The organism is Micromonospora sp. CPM1, from assembly GCF_023896895.1.
Taxonomy (GTDB): domain Bacteria; phylum Actinomycetota; class Actinomycetes; order Mycobacteriales; family Micromonosporaceae; genus Micromonospora; species Micromonospora tulbaghiae.
The window spans coordinates 1-15,883 of record NZ_JAMHIU010000001.1 but is presented as its reverse complement, the minus strand read 5'-3'; the positions used below and the strand labels follow the sequence as shown (position 1 = coordinate 15,883).

The following is a 15,883-nucleotide window of genomic DNA, read 5'->3' as shown; positions in this document are numbered from 1 at the left end:
GAAACACCGGCTCAACCTCATGATCGACGGTCGGGACCGGCGTGACGGGGCGGGGTCATGGGGTGCGGACGGCGTCCAGGGCCAGCAGGGCCACGTGCAGGGACAGGCACCTGTCGACCGAGTCGAGGTCGGCGTCGAGGATGCGGCCGATACGGGCCAGCCGCTCGTAGAACGCCGGCCGGGACAGGTGCGCGGCGGCCGCACCGGCCGACTTGTTCCGCCCCTGCTCCAGGTACGCCCGCAGCGTGCCCAGCAACTGCTCCCGTGGATGCTGGGCGTCGTAGGCGAGCAGTGGCCCGAGTTCACGCTCGACGAATGTCTGCAACCGGGGCTCGTCGCGTAACAGGTGCAGCAGCCCGGCCAGCCCGACGTGCGGCAGGCGGTAGCAGGGCAGATCGCGGGGATCCCGCCGGGCCGCCTCGGCGACCTGCCGCGCCTCGATCAGTGACCGGCGTGCCTCGCGCAGGCTGCCCACGCCGGACCCGGCCGCCACCACGATCGCGGCCCGGGGCGGCGCGTCGACCGGCCGCGCACTCGCCGACGCCACGGTCCGTCCGGCGGGACGGTCCGGAGCGTCCAGCGGGCGGGCCGGGCGGGCGGCTGGGGCGGCGGGCGCGGCGGGGGCGGCGTCGAGGCGTACCCGGCGCAACGCGGCGGCGAACGCGGACAGTGCCTTCTCCTCGGCGGCCGGGTCGGGGAGCGCCAGCAGCGCGCCCACGGCCTGGTCGTCGAGCGGGCTGGTCAGCGCGGTGAGCTTGGCGTCCCGGACGGCCTGGCTGACCGCCTCGGCGAGGTCGCGCAGCCGGGCCGGGCCGGCTTCCGGACCCTCGGCGTCGGTGTCGCGGCGCCCGCCGCGCCGGGCCGGGGCGGGCTCGTCGTCGGGGGTGCCCGCGTCGCCGGCGGGCTCGTCGGCGCGGTGCCGGACCACGACTCCCACCAGGTGCCGGCGGTCCAGGACGACGCCGAGCGCCTTGGCGCGCAGCGCCACCTCGTCCACCGGGCGGGTGTGGTCGATCAGGGCGGTGAGCAGCGTGCGATGGATCTGCCGTTCCAGGCCCTCGGCGTCGCGCCGGATCAGCCGGCCCAGGGCCAGCGTGGAGGCGGCCCGTTCGATCAGGATGGTGAGCCGGGTCGGCGGGGTGGACTCGGTCGCCGGCCAGCGCAGCAGCAGCCGTCCCCAGTCCTGTCCGCGCGCGCCGACAGTGGTGACGAGCCAGCCGCTGTCCGGGTCGTACGCGGTGCGCCCGGGCGGGCGGATCTGCCGCGAGTGCCGTTCCCAGCCGTCCAGCAGCAGTTCGGCGTTCTCCCCCGCCGGGTCGTACGCGAGCACCTGCCGGGACAGGTTCTCCAGCACCATCGGGCAGCCGGCCAGTTCGGCGGCCTGCCGCAGCACCTCGGCCGGTTCGGCGCCCTCCACCGACAGTTCGGTGAACCGCTGGTGGATCTCCTCGGTGGCGCGCAGCTCGGTGAGCTGGGCGTCCACGATCAGCGCGTGCACCGCCTCGGTGATCCGGACGAACGGGGTGCCCCGGCGCAGCTCGATCAGGGGCAAGCCGCGGCGTTCGGCGGCGGCGGCCATCACCCGGGGCACTCCGCTGACGTAGCGGCGGCCCAGCTCGACCACCAGCCCGGAGACGCCGACGTCGGCCAGGGCGCCGATGAACTCGCGCAGCCCGGCGTCGTCGCCCGGCAGGCCGATCCCGGTGGTCAGGACCAGTTCCCCGCCGCCGAGCAGGGTGGCGATGTCCGGCACCTCGGCGATGTGCACCCAGCGCACCGACCGGTCCAGCCCGGCGGTCCCGGCGACCAGGCGCGGCGCGCCGTTGCGCACGGGCACCAGATCCAGCACCTCACGCACGGTAGGGAACACGGGCGACACGCTACCCTGCGTCACCACCGTTGCCGAAAGCCACACCGCCCGCCGGCCCGCCGGGGAGGCGGGACCGGCGGGCGGTCAGTGAAACGAGCCGCGGACCGGCGGGGCGACGGTCCGCGGGAGACGGCGCTCAGTCAACGCCGAACTCCATCGCGGCCCGGTCGAGCGCCTCGTCCTCGGCGGTGGGCACACCCCGGGACGCGATGGCCTCCGCGCCGCCCTGCGGCATGGCGCCGATCAGCCCGGTCGAAGCCGCCTGGGCGGCGCCGACGACGCGCTGCGGGGTGCCGCCGCCGACCATGCCGACGGAGGCGTACTGCTCCAGCTTGGCCCGGGAGTCGGCGATGTCGAGGTTGCGCATGGTGAGCTGGCCGATCCGGTCGGCCGGGCCGAACGCCGAGTCCTGGGTGCGCTCCATCGACAGCTTGTCCGGGTGGTAGCTGAACGCCGGGCCGGTGGTGTCCAGGATCGAGTAGTCCTCGCCCCGGCGCAGCCGCAGCGTGACCTCGCCGGTGACCGCCGTGCCGACCCAGCGCTGCAGCGACTCGCGCAGCATCAGCGCCTGCGGGTCCAGCCAGCGGCCCTCGTACATGAGGCGGCCGAGGCGGCGGCCCTCGTTGTGGTAGTTGGCGAGCGTGTCCTCGTTGTGGATGGCGTTGACGAGCCGCTCGTAGGCGGCGTGCAGCAGCGCCATGCCGGGGGCCTCGTAGATGCCCCGGCTCTTGGCCTCGATGATCCGGTTCTCGATCTGGTCGGACATGCCCAGGCCGTGCCGGCCTCCGATGGCGTTGGCCTCCAGCACCAGGTCGACGGCGCTGCCGAACTCCTTGCCGTTGATCGTCACCGGGCGGCCCTGGTCGAAGCCGATGGTGACGTCCTCGGTGGGGATCTCGACGGACGGGTCCCAGAACTTGACCCCCATGATCGGCTCGACCGTCTCGATGCCGGTGTCCAGGTGTTCGAGCGTCTTGGCCTCGTGGGTGGCGCCCCAGATGTTGGCGTCGGTGGAGTACGCCTTCTCGGTGCTGTCCCGGTAGGGCAGGCCGCGCTCCAGCAGCCACTCCGACATCTCGGTGCGGCCGCCCAGCTCGGTGACGAAGTCGGTGTCCAGCCACGGCTTGTAGATCCGCAGCTGCGGGTTCGCCAGCAGGCCGTACCGGTAGAACCGCTCGATGTCGTTGCCCTTGAACGTCGAGCCGTCGCCCCAGATCTGCACGTCGTCGGCGATCATCGCCCGGACCAGCAGCGTGCCGGTCACGGCGCGGCCCAGCGGCGTGGTGTTGAAGTAGGCCCGCCCGCCGGAGCGGATGTGGAAGGCGCCGCAGGTCAGCGCCGCCAGCCCTTCCTCGACCAGCGCGGCGCGGCAGTCGACGAGCCGGGCGACCTCGGCGCCGTAGGTGTGGGCGCGGCCGGGCACCGAGGCGATGTCGGGCTCGTCGTACTGGCCGATGTCAGCGGTGTAGGCGCAGGGGACGGCGCCCTTGTCGCGCATCCACGCGACGGCTACCGAGGTGTCGAGGCCGCCGGAGAAGGCGATGCCGACACGTTCGCCGATGGGCAGGGAGGTGAGAACCTTGGACACAAGGAAGATTATGCACGGCGTCGCATGGTCATGCAAGCCGGTCGGGGGAGCCGGTCCTCAGAGCGCGTCCTCCCGCCCCAGCTCCCAGAACGCCACCGCAGCGGCGGCGGCCACGTTCAGCGAGTCCACGCCGCGCCGCATCGGGATCACCACCCGCACGTCGCTGGCCGCCTGCGCCGCCGCGGTCAGGCCCGGCCCCTCGGCCCCGAGCAGCAACGCCGCCCGCTCGCGCTGCGCCGGGGTCAGCCGCTGCATCGGTACGGCATCCGGCGCGGGCGTCATCGCGAGCACCGTGAACCCGGCGGCGCGGACCTGGTCCAGCCCGTCGGGCCAGCTGTCGAGCTTGGCGTACGGCACCGCGAACACCTCGCCCATGCTGACCCGTACGCTGCGCCGGTAGAGCGGGTCGGCGCAGGTCGGGGACAGCAGCACCGCGTCGACGCCGAGCGCGGCGGCGCCCCGGAAGATCGCACCCAGGTTCGTGTGGTTGTTGACGTCCTCCAGGATCACCACCCGCCGGGCGGCGGCCAGCACCTCGTCGGCCGGGCGCAGCGGCTTGCGGTGGAACGACGCGAGCACGCCGCGGTGCACGTGGAAGCCGGTGGCGCGCTGGAGCACGTCCGGCGTGGCCGCGTACACCGGCGCGTCACCGGTGTCCAGGTCGGCGAGCTGGTCGACCCGCTTGGCGTCGACCAGGTACGACCGGGCCGGGTACCCGGCCCGCAGCGCCCGCCGCAGCACCAGCTCCCCCTCGGCGATGAACAGCCCGTGCGGCGGTTCCCAGCGGGTACGCAGCTCCACGTCGGTGAGCGCGCGGTAGTCGGCGATCCGGTCGTCGTCGGGGTCGGTGATCTCGTGGACGGGCACCAGGCGATTCTGCCCGGCCCGCCCGGCCGCTCCGGCGCGGGCCGGGTTTCCGTCGTCCCGGGCGGGGAACGGAGCCGGAAGGCCGACGGTGACGGAGGGACCAGGATGGGCGCGGATCACGACGGCAACCTCCCCCGCGACGCCACAGTCGCCGACTACCTGGTGGCCCGGCTCGCCGAGTGGGGCGTGCACCGCTACTACGGCTACCCGGGCGACGGGATCAACGGCATGACCTCGGCGCTGCAACGCGCCGAGGGCCGCGCCCGGTTCATCCAGGTCCGGCACGAGGAGACCGCCGGTTTCGCGGCCGGCGCGCACGTCAAGTACGGCGGCGGACCGCTCGGCTGCGTGGTGGTGACCAGCGGTCCGGGCGCGATCCACGCCCTCAACGGCCTCTACGACGCCAAGCTCGACCACCAGCCGGTGGTGGCGCTGCTCGGGCACACCGCGCTGCCCGCCGAGGGCGGCGGCTACTACCAGGAGGTGGACCTGCTCTCCCTCTACAAGGACGTGGCCTCGGCCTTCCTGGCCCAGCTCGACGACCCGTCGCAGGCCCGGCACCTGGTGGACCGCGCCTGCCGCACGGCGCTCGCCCGGCGTACCGTGACCGCCCTGGTCCTGCCCTCCGACGTGCAGGACCTGCCGGCGGTGCCGCACCCGCCGCACGCCCACGGCTACTACCACACCAGCGCCGTGCCGAGCAGCACGCCGACCGTGCCGCCGGAGGCCGACGTGCGCCGCGCCGCCGAGGTGCTGCGCGGCGGCGAGCGGGTGGCGATGCTGGTCGGGCAGGGCGCGCTGGGCGCCGAGGACGAGGTACGCCGGATCGCCGACCGGCTCGGCGCCGGTGTCGCCACCGCGCTGCTCGGCTTCACCGCCGTCGACCACCGGCAGCCCTGGGTGACGGGCGCGATCGGCCTGCTCGGCAGCCGCCCGAGCTGGCAGCTCATGCGCGAGTGCGACCGGCTGCTGATCGTCGGCAGCCAGATGCCGTACTCGGAGTTCTACCCGCCGGAGGGCCAGGCCCGGGCGGTGCAGATCGACATCGACGGCACCCGGATGGGGTTGCGCTACCCGACCGAGGTGAACCTGACCGGCGACGCCGGGCCGACGCTGCGCGCCCTGCTCAAGGAGCTGGGCCCGGGGCCGGGCCCGACCGCGTGGCGGGCCACCCTCGCCGACGCCACCGGCAAGTGGCGGGCCTCGCAACGCGAGGTCGCCGCCCAGCCCGCCGACCCGGTCAACCCGCAGTCGCTGTTCGCCACGCTCGACGACGCGCTACCAGACGACGCCATGCTCGCCGTGGACTGCGGCACCGCCACCGCCTGGTACGCCCGGCACGTGCGGGTCCGCCCCGGCATGCTGGCCAGCCTCTCCGGCACGCTGCTCTCGATGGGCGGCGGGATGCCGTACGCGCTGGCGGCGAAGTTCGCCCACCCGGACCGCCCGGTGATCGCACTGCTCGGCGACGGGGCGATGCAGATGAACGGCGTCAACGAGCTGATCACGGTGGCGAAGTACTGGCGGGAGTGGGCCGACCCCCGGTTCGTGGTGCTGGTGCTCAACAACCGGGACCTCGCGTTCGTCAGCTGGGAACAGCGGTCCGGTGAGGGCACGCCGATGTTCCCGGACAGCCAGGACCTGCCGGACGTGGCGTACCACAGGTGGGCGGAGGTGCTGGGCCTCGGCGGCGAGCTGGTCGACTCCCCCGCCCGGGTGGACGGCCTGTGGCAGCGGGTGCTCGACGCGGACCGGCCGGTGGTGGTCAACGCGGTGGTGGACCCGGCAGAGCTGATGCTGCCGCCGCACTTCACCGCCGAGCAGGCCCGCAAGACCGCCGCGGCGGTGCTGCGCGGGGACAGCGACCGGGCCGGCATCGTGCGGCGCGGCGTGCCGGCCGCGCTCGCCACGTACCGGCCCCGCCGCCGGGGCCGCTGAGGCGTCAGGCCCGGGCGTAGCGCAACAGCACCGACCGCCCGTCGAACGTGCGCGTCTCGACCAGCCGCAGGCTCTGACGGGCCAGGTCGGGCAGCACCTGCCGCCCGCCGCCGAGCACCACCGGGTGCACGATCACCTCGTAGGTGTCGACGAGCCCGAGCGCGGCCAGCGCCGTCGCCGCGCCGGTGCCGCCGGTGACCAGCAGGTCGCCGGGGAACCGCTCGCGGACCTCGGCGAACTCCTTCGCCAGGTCGCCGCCGCCGACCACCACGGCGCCGTGGGAAGCCTCGGCGAGCGTCCGCGAGACCACGATCTTCGGGGTACGCCGCCAGATCGGCGCGAACGCCAGGTCGTGCGGGTGGTCGGAGATCGACTCGACCTGCGGCCAGTAGGAGGACATCATCTCCCACACCCGCCGCCCGTAGACGAAGGCGGCGGCCCGCTCCGACAACCCGATCGAGTACGCGGACAGCTCCTCCCCCATCTCCGGCCAGTCGAACTCGCCATTCGGCCCCTCGATGAAACCGTCGACCGACGTGTGCACCCCGTAGACGACAGTGCCCATGATGTGTTCCTCCGCGTCGCACGGCGCCCCGGAACGGGCGCGCTCGCCGGTGGGTCGGAGCCGGCCGGGCGGATCCGACAACCCGGCGTCGTCGATTTCCGGCTAGCCTCCCGGCGTGGCCCGCCCCGTGATGATCGCACTGATCGGTGTCGACGGTTCCGGCAAGACGACCCAGGCCAGGGCGCTCGCGGCGCGGCTGCGCGAGCGGGGTGTCCGGGCGCGGTACTTCGAGAACGCCGGTGGCCGGCCGCTGTGGAACCGGCTGGCCCGGGCGTTCGGCCGCGCCGACGGGGTGGCGCTGTTCGGCCGTACCCTCTATCCGGCGCTGGAGGCGACGGTGCGCGCGGCGGCGATGGCCCGGACCGTGGCGGTGGCCCGCCTGACCGGACGGGTGGCGGTGCTGGACCGGTGGACCTGGTGCCAGGACGTGATCATGGCGGCCCGGGGCGACCGGGGACGGCGCGTGGTGCGCGCCGCGTACGCGGTCTTCCCGCGCCCGGCGGTGGTGTGCTTCCTCGCCACCTCCCCCGAGGTGGCGCGGCTGCGGGTGGCCGCGCGGGGCATCGACACCGAGGAACCGGCGCACCTGCGCGCGCTGGACGCCGCCTACCGGGCGCTGCCCGACTTCGGCACGTTCACGGTGCTCGACGGCGACCGCGCCCCGGCGGAGGTGGCCGCCGCCCTGGACGCCGCGCTCGACACCGCGCTGACGACCCGGGCGACCACCCCGCCTCCACCGGACGCGTGAGGCGGGCCCGGCTCAGCCCCGCTCGCGCAGCCAGCGGAGCACGTCGGAGGGCAGCTCGCGGTCCTCGCGGTCCTCGCGCTGCTCGCGTCGGTCCGGCTCGGTCCGGCGGGGCGGCTGCGGGCGCTGCGGGTCGCCGACCAGCGCCCGGCTCGGCGCGGTGAAGCCGGCCACCGGCTTGCCGGTGAGCGCGGTCCTGATGGTCCGGGCCACCGCGTCGATCACCTTCGCCTGCACGGCGGAGCCGACCAGGTCGGTGACGTCGTCCGGGTTGGCGGCGATGCCGGCCACCGCGACCTGCGGGGTGTACCCGACGAACGTCTCGGTGGCGTTGCGCTCCGAGCTGCCGGTCTTGCCGGCCACCGGGCGGCCGACGATCGAGTCGACGGCGGTGGCGGTGCCGCCGTTGCACTGCCCGAACGCGGACTGCTGGCCGACCGGGCACCGGGCCGCGTCGGTGGCGGCGCGCGCCACGTCCGGTTCGAGCACCCGCTTGCAGGACGGCTGCGCCACATCGACGGGGTCGCCGTCGGGCGCGGTCACCGAGACCACCGGCAGCGGCGTGCAGTACGTGCCCTCGGCGGCCACCGTGGCGTACGCGTTCGCCAGGTCCAGCGGGGTCGTGGCGGCCACGCCGAGCGTGAACGCGCCCCAGTTGGCGGCGTTGTCGCGGGCGAACGCGGCGTCGGAGTCGGCGCGGAAGGTGATGCCGAGGCGCTGGGCCATCTCCACCACCTTGTCCTCGCCGACCTGCTCGGCCAGCCAGACGAAGTACGTGTTGACGGACCGGCCGAAGCCGTCCCACATCATCCGGTATCCGTCCATCCACTGCGGGTTGGCGTTCGCCGGGCACCACGTGCCGTCGCAGTTGCCCTCGTCGTCCGAGGCGTACCGGGTGGGCAGCCGGCTCGGGGCGTCGAAGCCGGTGGACAGCGGCTTGCCGGCCTCCAGCGCGGCCAGCATGGTGAACATCTTGAACGTCGAGCCGGCCTGGTAGCCGTCGACGCTGGCGCCGCCGGAGATCAGCGGGTTGACCGTGTTCGGGTGGTTGGCCTGCCCGTCCGGGTTGTCGTCGAGGCTGTAGTGCCGGTTCACCGCCATCGCGAGGACCCGGCCGGTGCCGGGCTCGACCGCCGCGATCGGCAGCGCCCGCTTGTTGCCGTACCCGTAGACCTTGGTGGCCTGCTCCTGCGCGGTCTCCTGGATCTTCGGGTCCAGCGTGGTGACGACGCGGTAGCCGCCCCGGCGCAGCGCCTGCTCCCGCTCCTCGGGGGTGCTGCCGAAGGCCGGCTGGGTGACCCACCAGCGGCGCAGGTAGTCGCAGAAGAAGCCCCAGTCGTCGTGGCCCTGGGCGGTGGCGGTGCAGCCGTTGGGCTGGGCGGTCGGGCGCAGCTTCAGCGGCTCGGCCTTCGCGGCGGCGGCCTGCTGCGCGGTGATCGCGCCGGTCTCGGCCATGGCGTCGAGCACGTACCCCCGGCGGGTCAGCGCCTGGTCCTTGTCGCCGTCGATCGGGCTGTACGCGTCGGGCGACTGGACCAGGCCGGCGAGCAGCGACGCCTCGCCCAGCGTCAGGTCGGCCGGCGCCTTGCCGAAGTAGCGCTGGCTCGCGGCGGCGACGCCGTACGCTCCGGAGCCGAAGTACGCGATGTTGAGGTAGCGGTTGAGGATCTCGTCCTTGGACAGCGACTGCTCCAGCGCGTTGGCGTACCGGATCTCCTGGAGCTTGCGCCCGACTGTCTGCTCGGTGGCGGCCTGCCGCTCCTCCGGGGTGCGGTTCGGGTCGGTCTTGAGCACGTTGCGGACGTACTGCATGGTCAGCGTGGAGCCGCCCTGCTCGGTGCCGCCGCCCTTGACGTTCGCCACCAGCGCGCGGGCGATGCCGCGCAGGTCCGCGCCGCCGTGCGAGTAGAACCGCCGGTCCTCGGCCGCGATGATCGCCTGCCGCATCACCGGGGCGATCTCGTCCAGCGACACGTCGGTGCGGTTCACGTCGTAGAACGTGGTGATCAGCGTCTTGCCGTCGTTGGCGTAGAGGTAGGAGCGCTGCGGCTGCACCGGGGTGCGCAGCGCGTCGGGCAGGTCCGCGTACGCGCCGAGCGCCGCCCGGGCGGCGAACCCGCCGAGCAGGCCGCCGGGAAGCGCGGCGACCGCGAGGACGAGCCCGGCGAGCAGGCCGGCCAGCAGCACGGTGAACAGCCGCGACAGCGGCGACCTGGGAGACGGCATGGACGCAAGGATTGCCACGAAAGCCGCCTACCGGCCACCTCGCCAGGCAACTGTCAGTTACTTCACGGCGACCGCCCAGCCGAGAAACGGTCAGCCCGCCCCGAGTGGGCCCTTCGGTGACGCGGGCGGCACCGGCGCGGCGGCGACGCTGGCCGCCGCGGCGTCCCGGGCGATCGTCTCGGGCACCAGGCGGCCGCTGCGGTAGCCGATGCCGATGCCGGCGACCAGCACGAATATCGCACCGAACGTCTGGAGCGAGCCGATCAGCGCGCCGCCGAGCCCGAGCAGCGGGGCGGCGATCATCAGCATCGTCCCGTCGCCGTAGGAGAACATCCCGGACCGGGCGACCGACCAGCCGGTCAGGAACCAGCCCACGCTGTAGAGGGTGGCGCCGAACAGCACGATGCCGCGCGCGGTCACGCCGAACACCGGTGTCTGCTCGGCCAGCCCGGCGAACGGCAGCATCAGCACCATCCCGCCGATGCTCGCGAGCAGCCCGGCCAGGGCGACGCGGCGGCAGCGGGTGGCGGCGAGCAGCCCGGTGAGCGCGAGCAGGGCGAGCAGGCCGAGCCACACCGAGGCGACCCAGCCGACCAGGTAGAGCGGCCGGCCGTCGGCCGGATACGGGTCGTTGCCCACCCCGCCGTCGCTGGCCATCGCCACCAGGCCGTAGAGGACCGCGTACGCCGGCAGCAGCCAGACCGCCGCGCGGGCGAACCGGCGGATCGACCAGGCCCAGGTCGCGTCGGTGGCCGGCGCCCCCGGGCCGGGCTCGGAGACGAACGGCAGGACCCCGAAACCCCCTCCGGTACGCCGGGAGCCGATCGGCCCGGCGGGGTCGTGCGCGCCGGGGACCGGGGTACGGGAGAACAGCCGGTTGGCCGGGTCCTTCATGCCTCACCTCGTTCGCGCCGCGGGCGGCCCGGGACACGCGACGGCGCTCCGGCCCTGCTCACCACCCGTCCTGAAACCGATGGTGGCAGCCGCCGGAGCGCCGTATGAGGGATTCTCGGATTTGCCGGTCAGCCCCGCTCGCGCTGGTCCGCCGGGTCGTTCACCAGGCTCGCCGGCGACACCGGCTCCGGCGCGGGCAGGCCCTGCGGGGTGTTGCCGCCGGTGGCCTGCGCCTCGGCCACGCGTACCTCGTTGTGGATCTCCTGGGCGGCGATGGCCGCGGCCTCGGCGGCCTCGGCGGCCTCCCGCTCGACCTCGCCGGCGCTCTTGGCGGCCTCCGGCGACGGCTGGTCGCCGACCATGTTGGCCAGACCGCCCAGCGCGCCACCCATGCCCTCCAGGGCCTTGGTCAGCTCGGTCGGCACGATCCAGACCTTGTTCGCAGTGCCGTTGGCGATCTGCGGCAGCGCCTGGAGGTACTGGTAGGCCAGCACCTTCTGGCTCGGGTTGGCGGTGTGGATCGCGTCGAAGACGGTACGGATCGCCTTGGCCTGACCCTCCGCCTGGAGGATCCGGGCCTGCCGGTCACCGTCGGCGCGCAGCACCGCGGCCTGCTTCTCACCCTCGGCGGTGAGGATCTGCGACTGCTTGTGCCCCTCGGCGTTGAGGATCGCGGCGCGGCGGTCCCGCTCGGCGCGCATCTGCTTCTCCATCGAGTCGCGGATGCTCGGCGGCGGCTCGATCGCCTTGATCTCGACCCGGGTCACCTTGATGCCCCAGCGGCCGGTGGTCTCGTCCAGCACGCCGGACAGGTGCCGGTTGATCTCCTCGCGGCTGGTCAGCGCGCGCTCCAGGTCCAGCGAGCCGATCACGTTACGCAGCGTGGTGACGGTGAGCTGCTCGATGGCCTGGAGGAAGTTGGAGATCTCGTAGGTGGCGCGAACCGAGTCGACCACCTTGAAGTAGAGAACCGTGTCGATCGAGACGACCAGGTTGTCGGAGGTGATCACCGGCTGGGGCGGGAAGCTGACCACCTGCTCGCGCATGTCGACCTTGGTACGCACCGCGTCGACGAACGGCACCAGCAGGTTGAGGCCCGGGTTCAGCGTGCGCTTGTACCGGCCGAGCCGCTCCACCACGTCCTGACGCTGCTGCGGCACGATCCGTACCGCCTTGAACAGCGTCACCACACCGATCAACGCCACCGCGATCATCAGGATCGCAAGAAACTCCATACCGTTCACCTTTTCGCTTCGGGCAGCTCGCCCGGGGTGGAAATGTCGTCCTGCCATACCAGGGCGGTAGCGCCCCGGACCTTGATCACCTGCACCCGCTCACCCTCGGCGTACGTGCGCGTCGCGTCGTACGAGCGGGCCGTCCACAGCTCACCATCGATCTTGACCATGCCCCGGTCGGCGTCGACCGGCTCCAGGACCACAGCGGTGGCCCCCTCCAGCGCCTCGACCCCGAACGGCTGCTCCCCGGTCTCCAGCGCCGGCCGGGCGTGCCGCCGGACCACCGGACGGACCACCGCCACCGACAGCGCCGACACCACCGCGAAGATCACCGCCTGGAGCGCCACCGGCGCACCGAGCGCCGCGGCGCCGGCAGCGGCGAACGCCCCGACCCCGAACATGATCAGGAAGAGCGTCGTCGTGAAGATCTCGGCGACCGCTAATACCACACCCAGAACGATCCAGAAGACGGCGTCCACGAGAACAATCCTGACACGTCAACGCACGTGTCATCGAACTGTCATGATCGCTAGGCTCGGCACGGCGTACCGCACCCCCGGCCGACGAGGAGGACGACATGTCCCTGCTGCCCGAGACCGCGCGTCAGGTGGACCTGCTGGTCGCCCGGGCCCAGGCCGAAGGACGAGGCCCCTCGCTCGCGCTCGGCGTGGTCCGCGACGGCCGGCTGGCGCACCTGGCGGTCGCCGGTGAGACGCCCCGCCCGGACGGCGACCTGCAGTACCGGGTCGGCTCGATCACCAAGACCATGACCGCGGTGCTGGTGATGCAGCAGCGCGACGCCGACCGGCTCGCGCTGGACGACCCGCTCGACGCGCACCTGCCCGGCACCCCGGTCGGCTCGGTCACCGTGCGCCGGCTGCTCGGCCACGTCAGCGGCCTGCAACGCGAGCCGGACGGCGAGTGGTGGGAGCGCGCCGGGGGCACGGACCTGGACACGCTGCTGGCCGGGCTGACGCCGGACAAGATCGCCCACCCGCCGCACTTCGTCTACCACTACTCGAACCTGGCTTACGGGCTGCTCGGCGGCGTGCTGGAACGGATCACCGGCACGCCGTGGGCGCAGTTGCTGACCGAGCGGCTGCTGGCGCCGCTGGGCATGCGCCGCACCACGTACCACCCCACCGAGCCGTACGCCACCGGCTACGTCGTCCACCCCTGGCACGAGACGCTGCGGGAGGAGCCGCGTACCGACACCGGGGCGATGGCCCCGGCCGGGCAGCTCTGGTCGACGGTCGAGGACCTGGGCCGCTGGGCCGCGTTCCTGGCCGACCCGGACCCGGCGGTGCTCGCCCCCGCGACACTCACCGAGATGTGCGCCCCCATGGTGATCAACGACCTGGACTCGTGGACCGGCGGGCACGGCCTCGGCGTGGAGCTCTACCGGGTCGGCGACCGGGTGTACGTCGGGCACGGCGGCTCCATGCCCGGGTACGTCGCCGGCCTGGCCGTGCACCGGCCCACCCGCACCGCGGTGGTCAACTTCGCCAACTCGTACGGGCTGCGCGGCCACCACATCGGCGCGCTCGGCCGGGAGGCGCTCACGCTGGTGCTGGACGCCGAACCGGCCGCGCCCGCCCCGTGGCGCCCGGCCGACCCGCCCGCCGCCGACGTGGCCGCGCTGACCGGCCGCTGGTGGTGGATGGGCGGCGAGTACGAGTTCCGCGTCGACGCCGCCGGGGACCTGGTCGGCGGTCAGGTGGGCAGGCCGCTGCTCCGGTTCACTCCCGAGGGACCGGACCGGTGGCGGGGCCGCTCCGGCTCCCAGGACGGCGAGATCCTCACCGTCATCCGAGACGCTTCCGGCACCCCCGTAGCCCTGGACATAGCCACCTTCGTCCTGACCCGCACCCCCGACGAACTCCCCTGACAGCCCTCTCGCCGACCCGCGCCCGCCCCACCCCGTTGATCAAGGAGTTTGTGTCGGACGTCGATCTCCGATACGCCCACAAACTCCTTGATCAACCAGGCGAGGACGCCCGGGACCGGGGACCGGGGGTCGGGGCGGGCGGGGTTGGTGCACGGCGGGTCCGGAGAGCAACCACTCACCCGGGCTCGGTGACGAAGTCGATCAGGCGCTCCATCGCGTTGATCAGCGGCGTCTCCACGTCGGCGAAGCTGTCCACCCGGGACAGGATGTGCCGCCACATGTCCGCCGGCTCGGCCACCCCGAGCGCCGCGCAGACGCCCTCCTTCCAGGGCTGCCCCGGAGGCACCACGGGCCATGCCGGGATGCCGAGCGCCGCCGGGCGTACCGCCTGCCACACGTCGACGTAGGGGTGCCCGGTGACAAGCACGTACGGCGAGTTGACCCGGGCCACGATGCGGCTCTCCTTCGAGCCGGGCACGAGGTGGTCGACGAGCACGCCGAGGCGGCGGGACGGGCCGGGCGCGAACGCGCGCACCTCGTCGGCGAGCGCGTCGATGCCGTCGAGCGGTTCCACCACCACACCCTCGACGCGCAGGTCGTCGCCCCAGATCCGCTCGACCAGCGCGGCGTCGTGCACGCCCTCGACCCAGATCCGGCTGGCCTTGGCGACCTGCGCCCGTACGCCGTCCACAGCGATCGAGCCGGACGCGGTACGCCGTCGTGCGGCGGGCACCGGGGCGCGGGCGGGCCGCCGCAGCGTGACCGGCTTGCCGTCGAGCAGGAACGCGGCGGGCAGCAGCGGGAAGTTGCGCCGCCGCCCGTGGCGGTCCTCCAGCACCACCGCGCCGGAGTCGAAGCCGACCACGGCGCCGCAGAATCCGGAGTCGGCGTCCTCGACCACCAGGTCGGGTTCGGCGTCGACCTCGGGGGTCACCTTCCGTCGTCGCCAGTCGCCGGCCAGCACGTCCCCGTCGTATCGCCCCGCCATGCCGCAGACGCTAGCCAGCGTCCCGGCGTGTCGCTCGGCGACGCGCCGACCGGGCCACCATCCGTCGGCACGAAACGGTGCGAAGGGGGTAGTTGGGGCCAGGTCGCGCCGCCGGAGCGGCAGCCGAGACAGCAGCGGCGCGGAGCACGTACCCTTTCCGCATGTCCTCCCCCGCAACGGGCGCGGCCACACTGGCTGCGCGCCGGTCGAGCCGGTTCGTCGCCTGGGTGCGTGCCTGGCGAGCCGGCCTGGTGCCGTTCGACGAGGTGGCCGACGCCGTCGCCGGCGACGAGGAGCACCTCGTCGCCGACGCCCCCGGCACCTGGACCGACGTGTCGCTGCGGGAGGCGCTGCCCAGCCTCGCCAAGCACTCACCCGACGACATCCGCCTGGTGCTGCCCGCGCCCGGCGACCCGCGGGGCCTGCCCGGTCCGGGCGCGTTCGCCGGGGCGGCGCTGGTGGCGGGCGAAGCGGTGGTGGCGAGCGGGATGGGGCTGGTGCCCGAGGTCCGTACGCACACCTCCGGCTCGGGGATGACCTGGGAGACGGTGCTCTGGCGGGTCCACCCGCTGCCGGCCGACGCGCCGAAGGCGTCGCTCGCCACGCCGGGTGCGGCGGAGGCGGAGGCCGAACTGGCCGCCGTGCTGGCCGAGACCACCGCGACGCTGACCCGGCTGGACGTGGCGCAGTGGCGGCCCGAACTCGCCGGGGCGCTCGCCGCGCTGCGCCGCCCGGACGGCGCGACCGACCTGCCGCCCGGCTTCGACCCGCGGGCCCGCCGCCTGTTCGCCCGCGCGGCGGTGCTGGACCGGGTGCTCGCGCTGGCCGGCGAGAGCGCGCCGGGTGGCGCGGTCAACACCTACGAGGCGCAGCAGCGGGACGCGGCGCTGCGGCCGCTGACCACCGCGTGCCGGCAGGCCCTGGTGGCCGCCTGCAACGCGCCGCTGCGGCTCTAGCTGTAATGCCCATGAGGGTTGTTGACGGCGTGGCGGCTTGAGACGAGGCGAGACCTCCGGCGAGGTGTGAGGTGCTGACGCCCACACGGAACCGGAGGTCTCATGGCCCACCGTAATGCCCGG

13 protein-coding genes are annotated in these 15,883 nt (G+C 73.9%); 4 read left to right on the top strand and 9 right to left on the bottom strand.

What is annotated here, in order from left to right:
- Positions 1–55: 55 nt before the first annotated feature.
- From M8C11_RS00065 to M8C11_RS00055, 3 genes are all read right to left on the bottom strand, one after another.
- Entirely contained in the window at positions 56–1,879 is a 1,824-nt protein-coding gene (locus tag M8C11_RS00065; RefSeq protein ID WP_252447648.1) for a PucR family transcriptional regulator, read from the bottom strand.
- Positions 1,880–2,006: 127 nt separating this feature from the next.
- Positions 2,007–3,458 (bottom strand): argininosuccinate synthase, encoded by a 1,452-nt coding sequence (argG, locus tag M8C11_RS00060; protein ID WP_252447647.1) that lies wholly within the window; start codon positions 3,456–3,458, stop codon positions 2,007–2,009.
- Positions 3,459–3,515: 57 nt separating this feature from the next.
- Positions 3,516–4,328 carry an RNA methyltransferase gene (locus M8C11_RS00055; protein ID WP_256484906.1) on the bottom strand — a complete coding sequence of 271 codons (813 nt, stop codon included), beginning with the start codon at positions 4,326–4,328 and terminating at the stop codon, positions 3,516–3,518.
- A 102-nt stretch (positions 4,329–4,430) separates the two neighbouring features.
- Between M8C11_RS00055 and M8C11_RS00050 the strand changes: the two genes are divergently transcribed.
- Positions 4,431–6,263 carry a thiamine pyrophosphate-requiring protein gene (locus tag M8C11_RS00050; RefSeq protein WP_252447645.1) on the top strand — a complete coding sequence of 611 codons (1,833 nt, stop codon included), beginning with the start codon at positions 4,431–4,433 and terminating at the stop codon, positions 6,261–6,263.
- Between the two features lie 4 nt (positions 6,264–6,267).
- Here M8C11_RS00050 and M8C11_RS00045 read toward each other — a convergent pair whose 3' ends face one another.
- Positions 6,268–6,828 carry a dihydrofolate reductase family protein gene (locus tag M8C11_RS00045; protein WP_252447644.1) on the bottom strand — a complete coding sequence of 187 codons (561 nt, stop codon included), beginning with the start codon at positions 6,826–6,828 and terminating at the stop codon, positions 6,268–6,270.
- A gap of 115 nt (positions 6,829–6,943) precedes the next feature.
- On the opposite strand from M8C11_RS00045, the gene M8C11_RS00040 reads away from it, so the two are divergent.
- Positions 6,944–7,576, top strand: a complete 633-nt coding sequence (locus M8C11_RS00040; RefSeq protein WP_252447643.1) for a thymidylate kinase — start codon at positions 6,944–6,946, stop codon at positions 7,574–7,576.
- 12 nt (positions 7,577–7,588) lie between these two features.
- Here M8C11_RS00040 and M8C11_RS00035 read toward each other — a convergent pair whose 3' ends face one another.
- The 4 genes from M8C11_RS00035 to M8C11_RS00020 all read right to left on the bottom strand — a co-directional run bounded on the left by M8C11_RS00035 (position 7,589) and on the right by M8C11_RS00020 (position 12,407).
- The gene (locus tag M8C11_RS00035) at positions 7,589–9,799 is read right to left on the bottom strand and encodes a transglycosylase domain-containing protein (RefSeq protein WP_252447642.1); all 2,211 of its coding nucleotides are present in this window, start codon (positions 9,797–9,799) and stop codon (positions 7,589–7,591) included.
- Positions 9,800–9,889: 90 nt separating this feature from the next.
- Positions 9,890–10,693 (bottom strand): hypothetical protein, encoded by an 804-nt coding sequence (locus M8C11_RS00030; RefSeq protein ID WP_043329731.1) that lies wholly within the window; start codon positions 10,691–10,693, stop codon positions 9,890–9,892.
- 128 nt (positions 10,694–10,821) lie between these two features.
- The gene (locus M8C11_RS00025; protein ID WP_135241106.1) at positions 10,822–11,928 is read right to left on the bottom strand and encodes an SPFH domain-containing protein; all 1,107 of its coding nucleotides are present in this window, start codon (positions 11,926–11,928) and stop codon (positions 10,822–10,824) included.
- A 5-nt stretch (positions 11,929–11,933) separates the two neighbouring features.
- Positions 11,934–12,407, bottom strand: coding sequence for an NfeD family protein (locus M8C11_RS00020; RefSeq protein WP_120568994.1), 474 nt, complete (start codon positions 12,405–12,407; stop codon positions 11,934–11,936).
- 98 nt (positions 12,408–12,505) lie between these two features.
- On the opposite strand from M8C11_RS00020, the gene M8C11_RS00015 reads away from it, so the two are divergent.
- Positions 12,506–13,816: a serine hydrolase gene (locus tag M8C11_RS00015; protein WP_252447641.1), complete on the top strand. Its 1,311-nt coding sequence runs from the start codon at positions 12,506–12,508 to the stop codon at positions 13,814–13,816.
- Positions 13,817–13,991: 175 nt separating this feature from the next.
- On the opposite strand, the gene M8C11_RS00010 is transcribed toward M8C11_RS00015, so the two are convergent.
- The gene (locus M8C11_RS00010; RefSeq protein WP_252447640.1) at positions 13,992–14,804 is read right to left on the bottom strand and encodes a DUF3097 domain-containing protein; all 813 of its coding nucleotides are present in this window, start codon (positions 14,802–14,804) and stop codon (positions 13,992–13,994) included.
- A 161-nt stretch (positions 14,805–14,965) separates the two neighbouring features.
- Between M8C11_RS00010 and M8C11_RS00005 the strand changes: the two genes are divergently transcribed.
- Positions 14,966–15,760 carry a hypothetical protein gene (locus M8C11_RS00005; RefSeq protein ID WP_013287367.1) on the top strand — a complete coding sequence of 265 codons (795 nt, stop codon included), beginning with the start codon at positions 14,966–14,968 and terminating at the stop codon, positions 15,758–15,760.
- Positions 15,761–15,883: the final 123 nt, after the last annotated feature.

Coding starts and splice junctions, on each gene's coding strand:
- M8C11_RS00050 (WP_252447645.1), top strand. CDS start 4,431: ATGGGCGCGGATCACGACGGCAACCTCCCCCGCGACGCCACAGTCGCC.
- M8C11_RS00045 (WP_252447644.1), bottom strand. CDS start 6,828: ATGGGCACTGTCGTCTACGGGGTGCACACGTCGGTCGACGGTTTCATC.
- M8C11_RS00035 (WP_252447642.1), bottom strand. CDS start 9,799: ATGCCGTCTCCCAGGTCGCCGCTGTCGCGGCTGTTCACCGTGCTGCTG.
- M8C11_RS00030 (WP_043329731.1), bottom strand. CDS start 10,693: ATGAAGGACCCGGCCAACCGGCTGTTCTCCCGTACCCCGGTCCCCGGC.
- M8C11_RS00025 (WP_135241106.1), bottom strand. CDS start 11,928: ATGGAGTTTCTTGCGATCCTGATGATCGCGGTGGCGTTGATCGGTGTG.
- M8C11_RS00015 (WP_252447641.1), top strand. CDS start 12,506: ATGTCCCTGCTGCCCGAGACCGCGCGTCAGGTGGACCTGCTGGTCGCC.
- M8C11_RS00010 (WP_252447640.1), bottom strand. CDS start 14,804: ATGGCGGGGCGATACGACGGGGACGTGCTGGCCGGCGACTGGCGACGA.
- M8C11_RS00005 (WP_013287367.1), top strand. CDS start 14,966: ATGTCCTCCCCCGCAACGGGCGCGGCCACACTGGCTGCGCGCCGGTCG.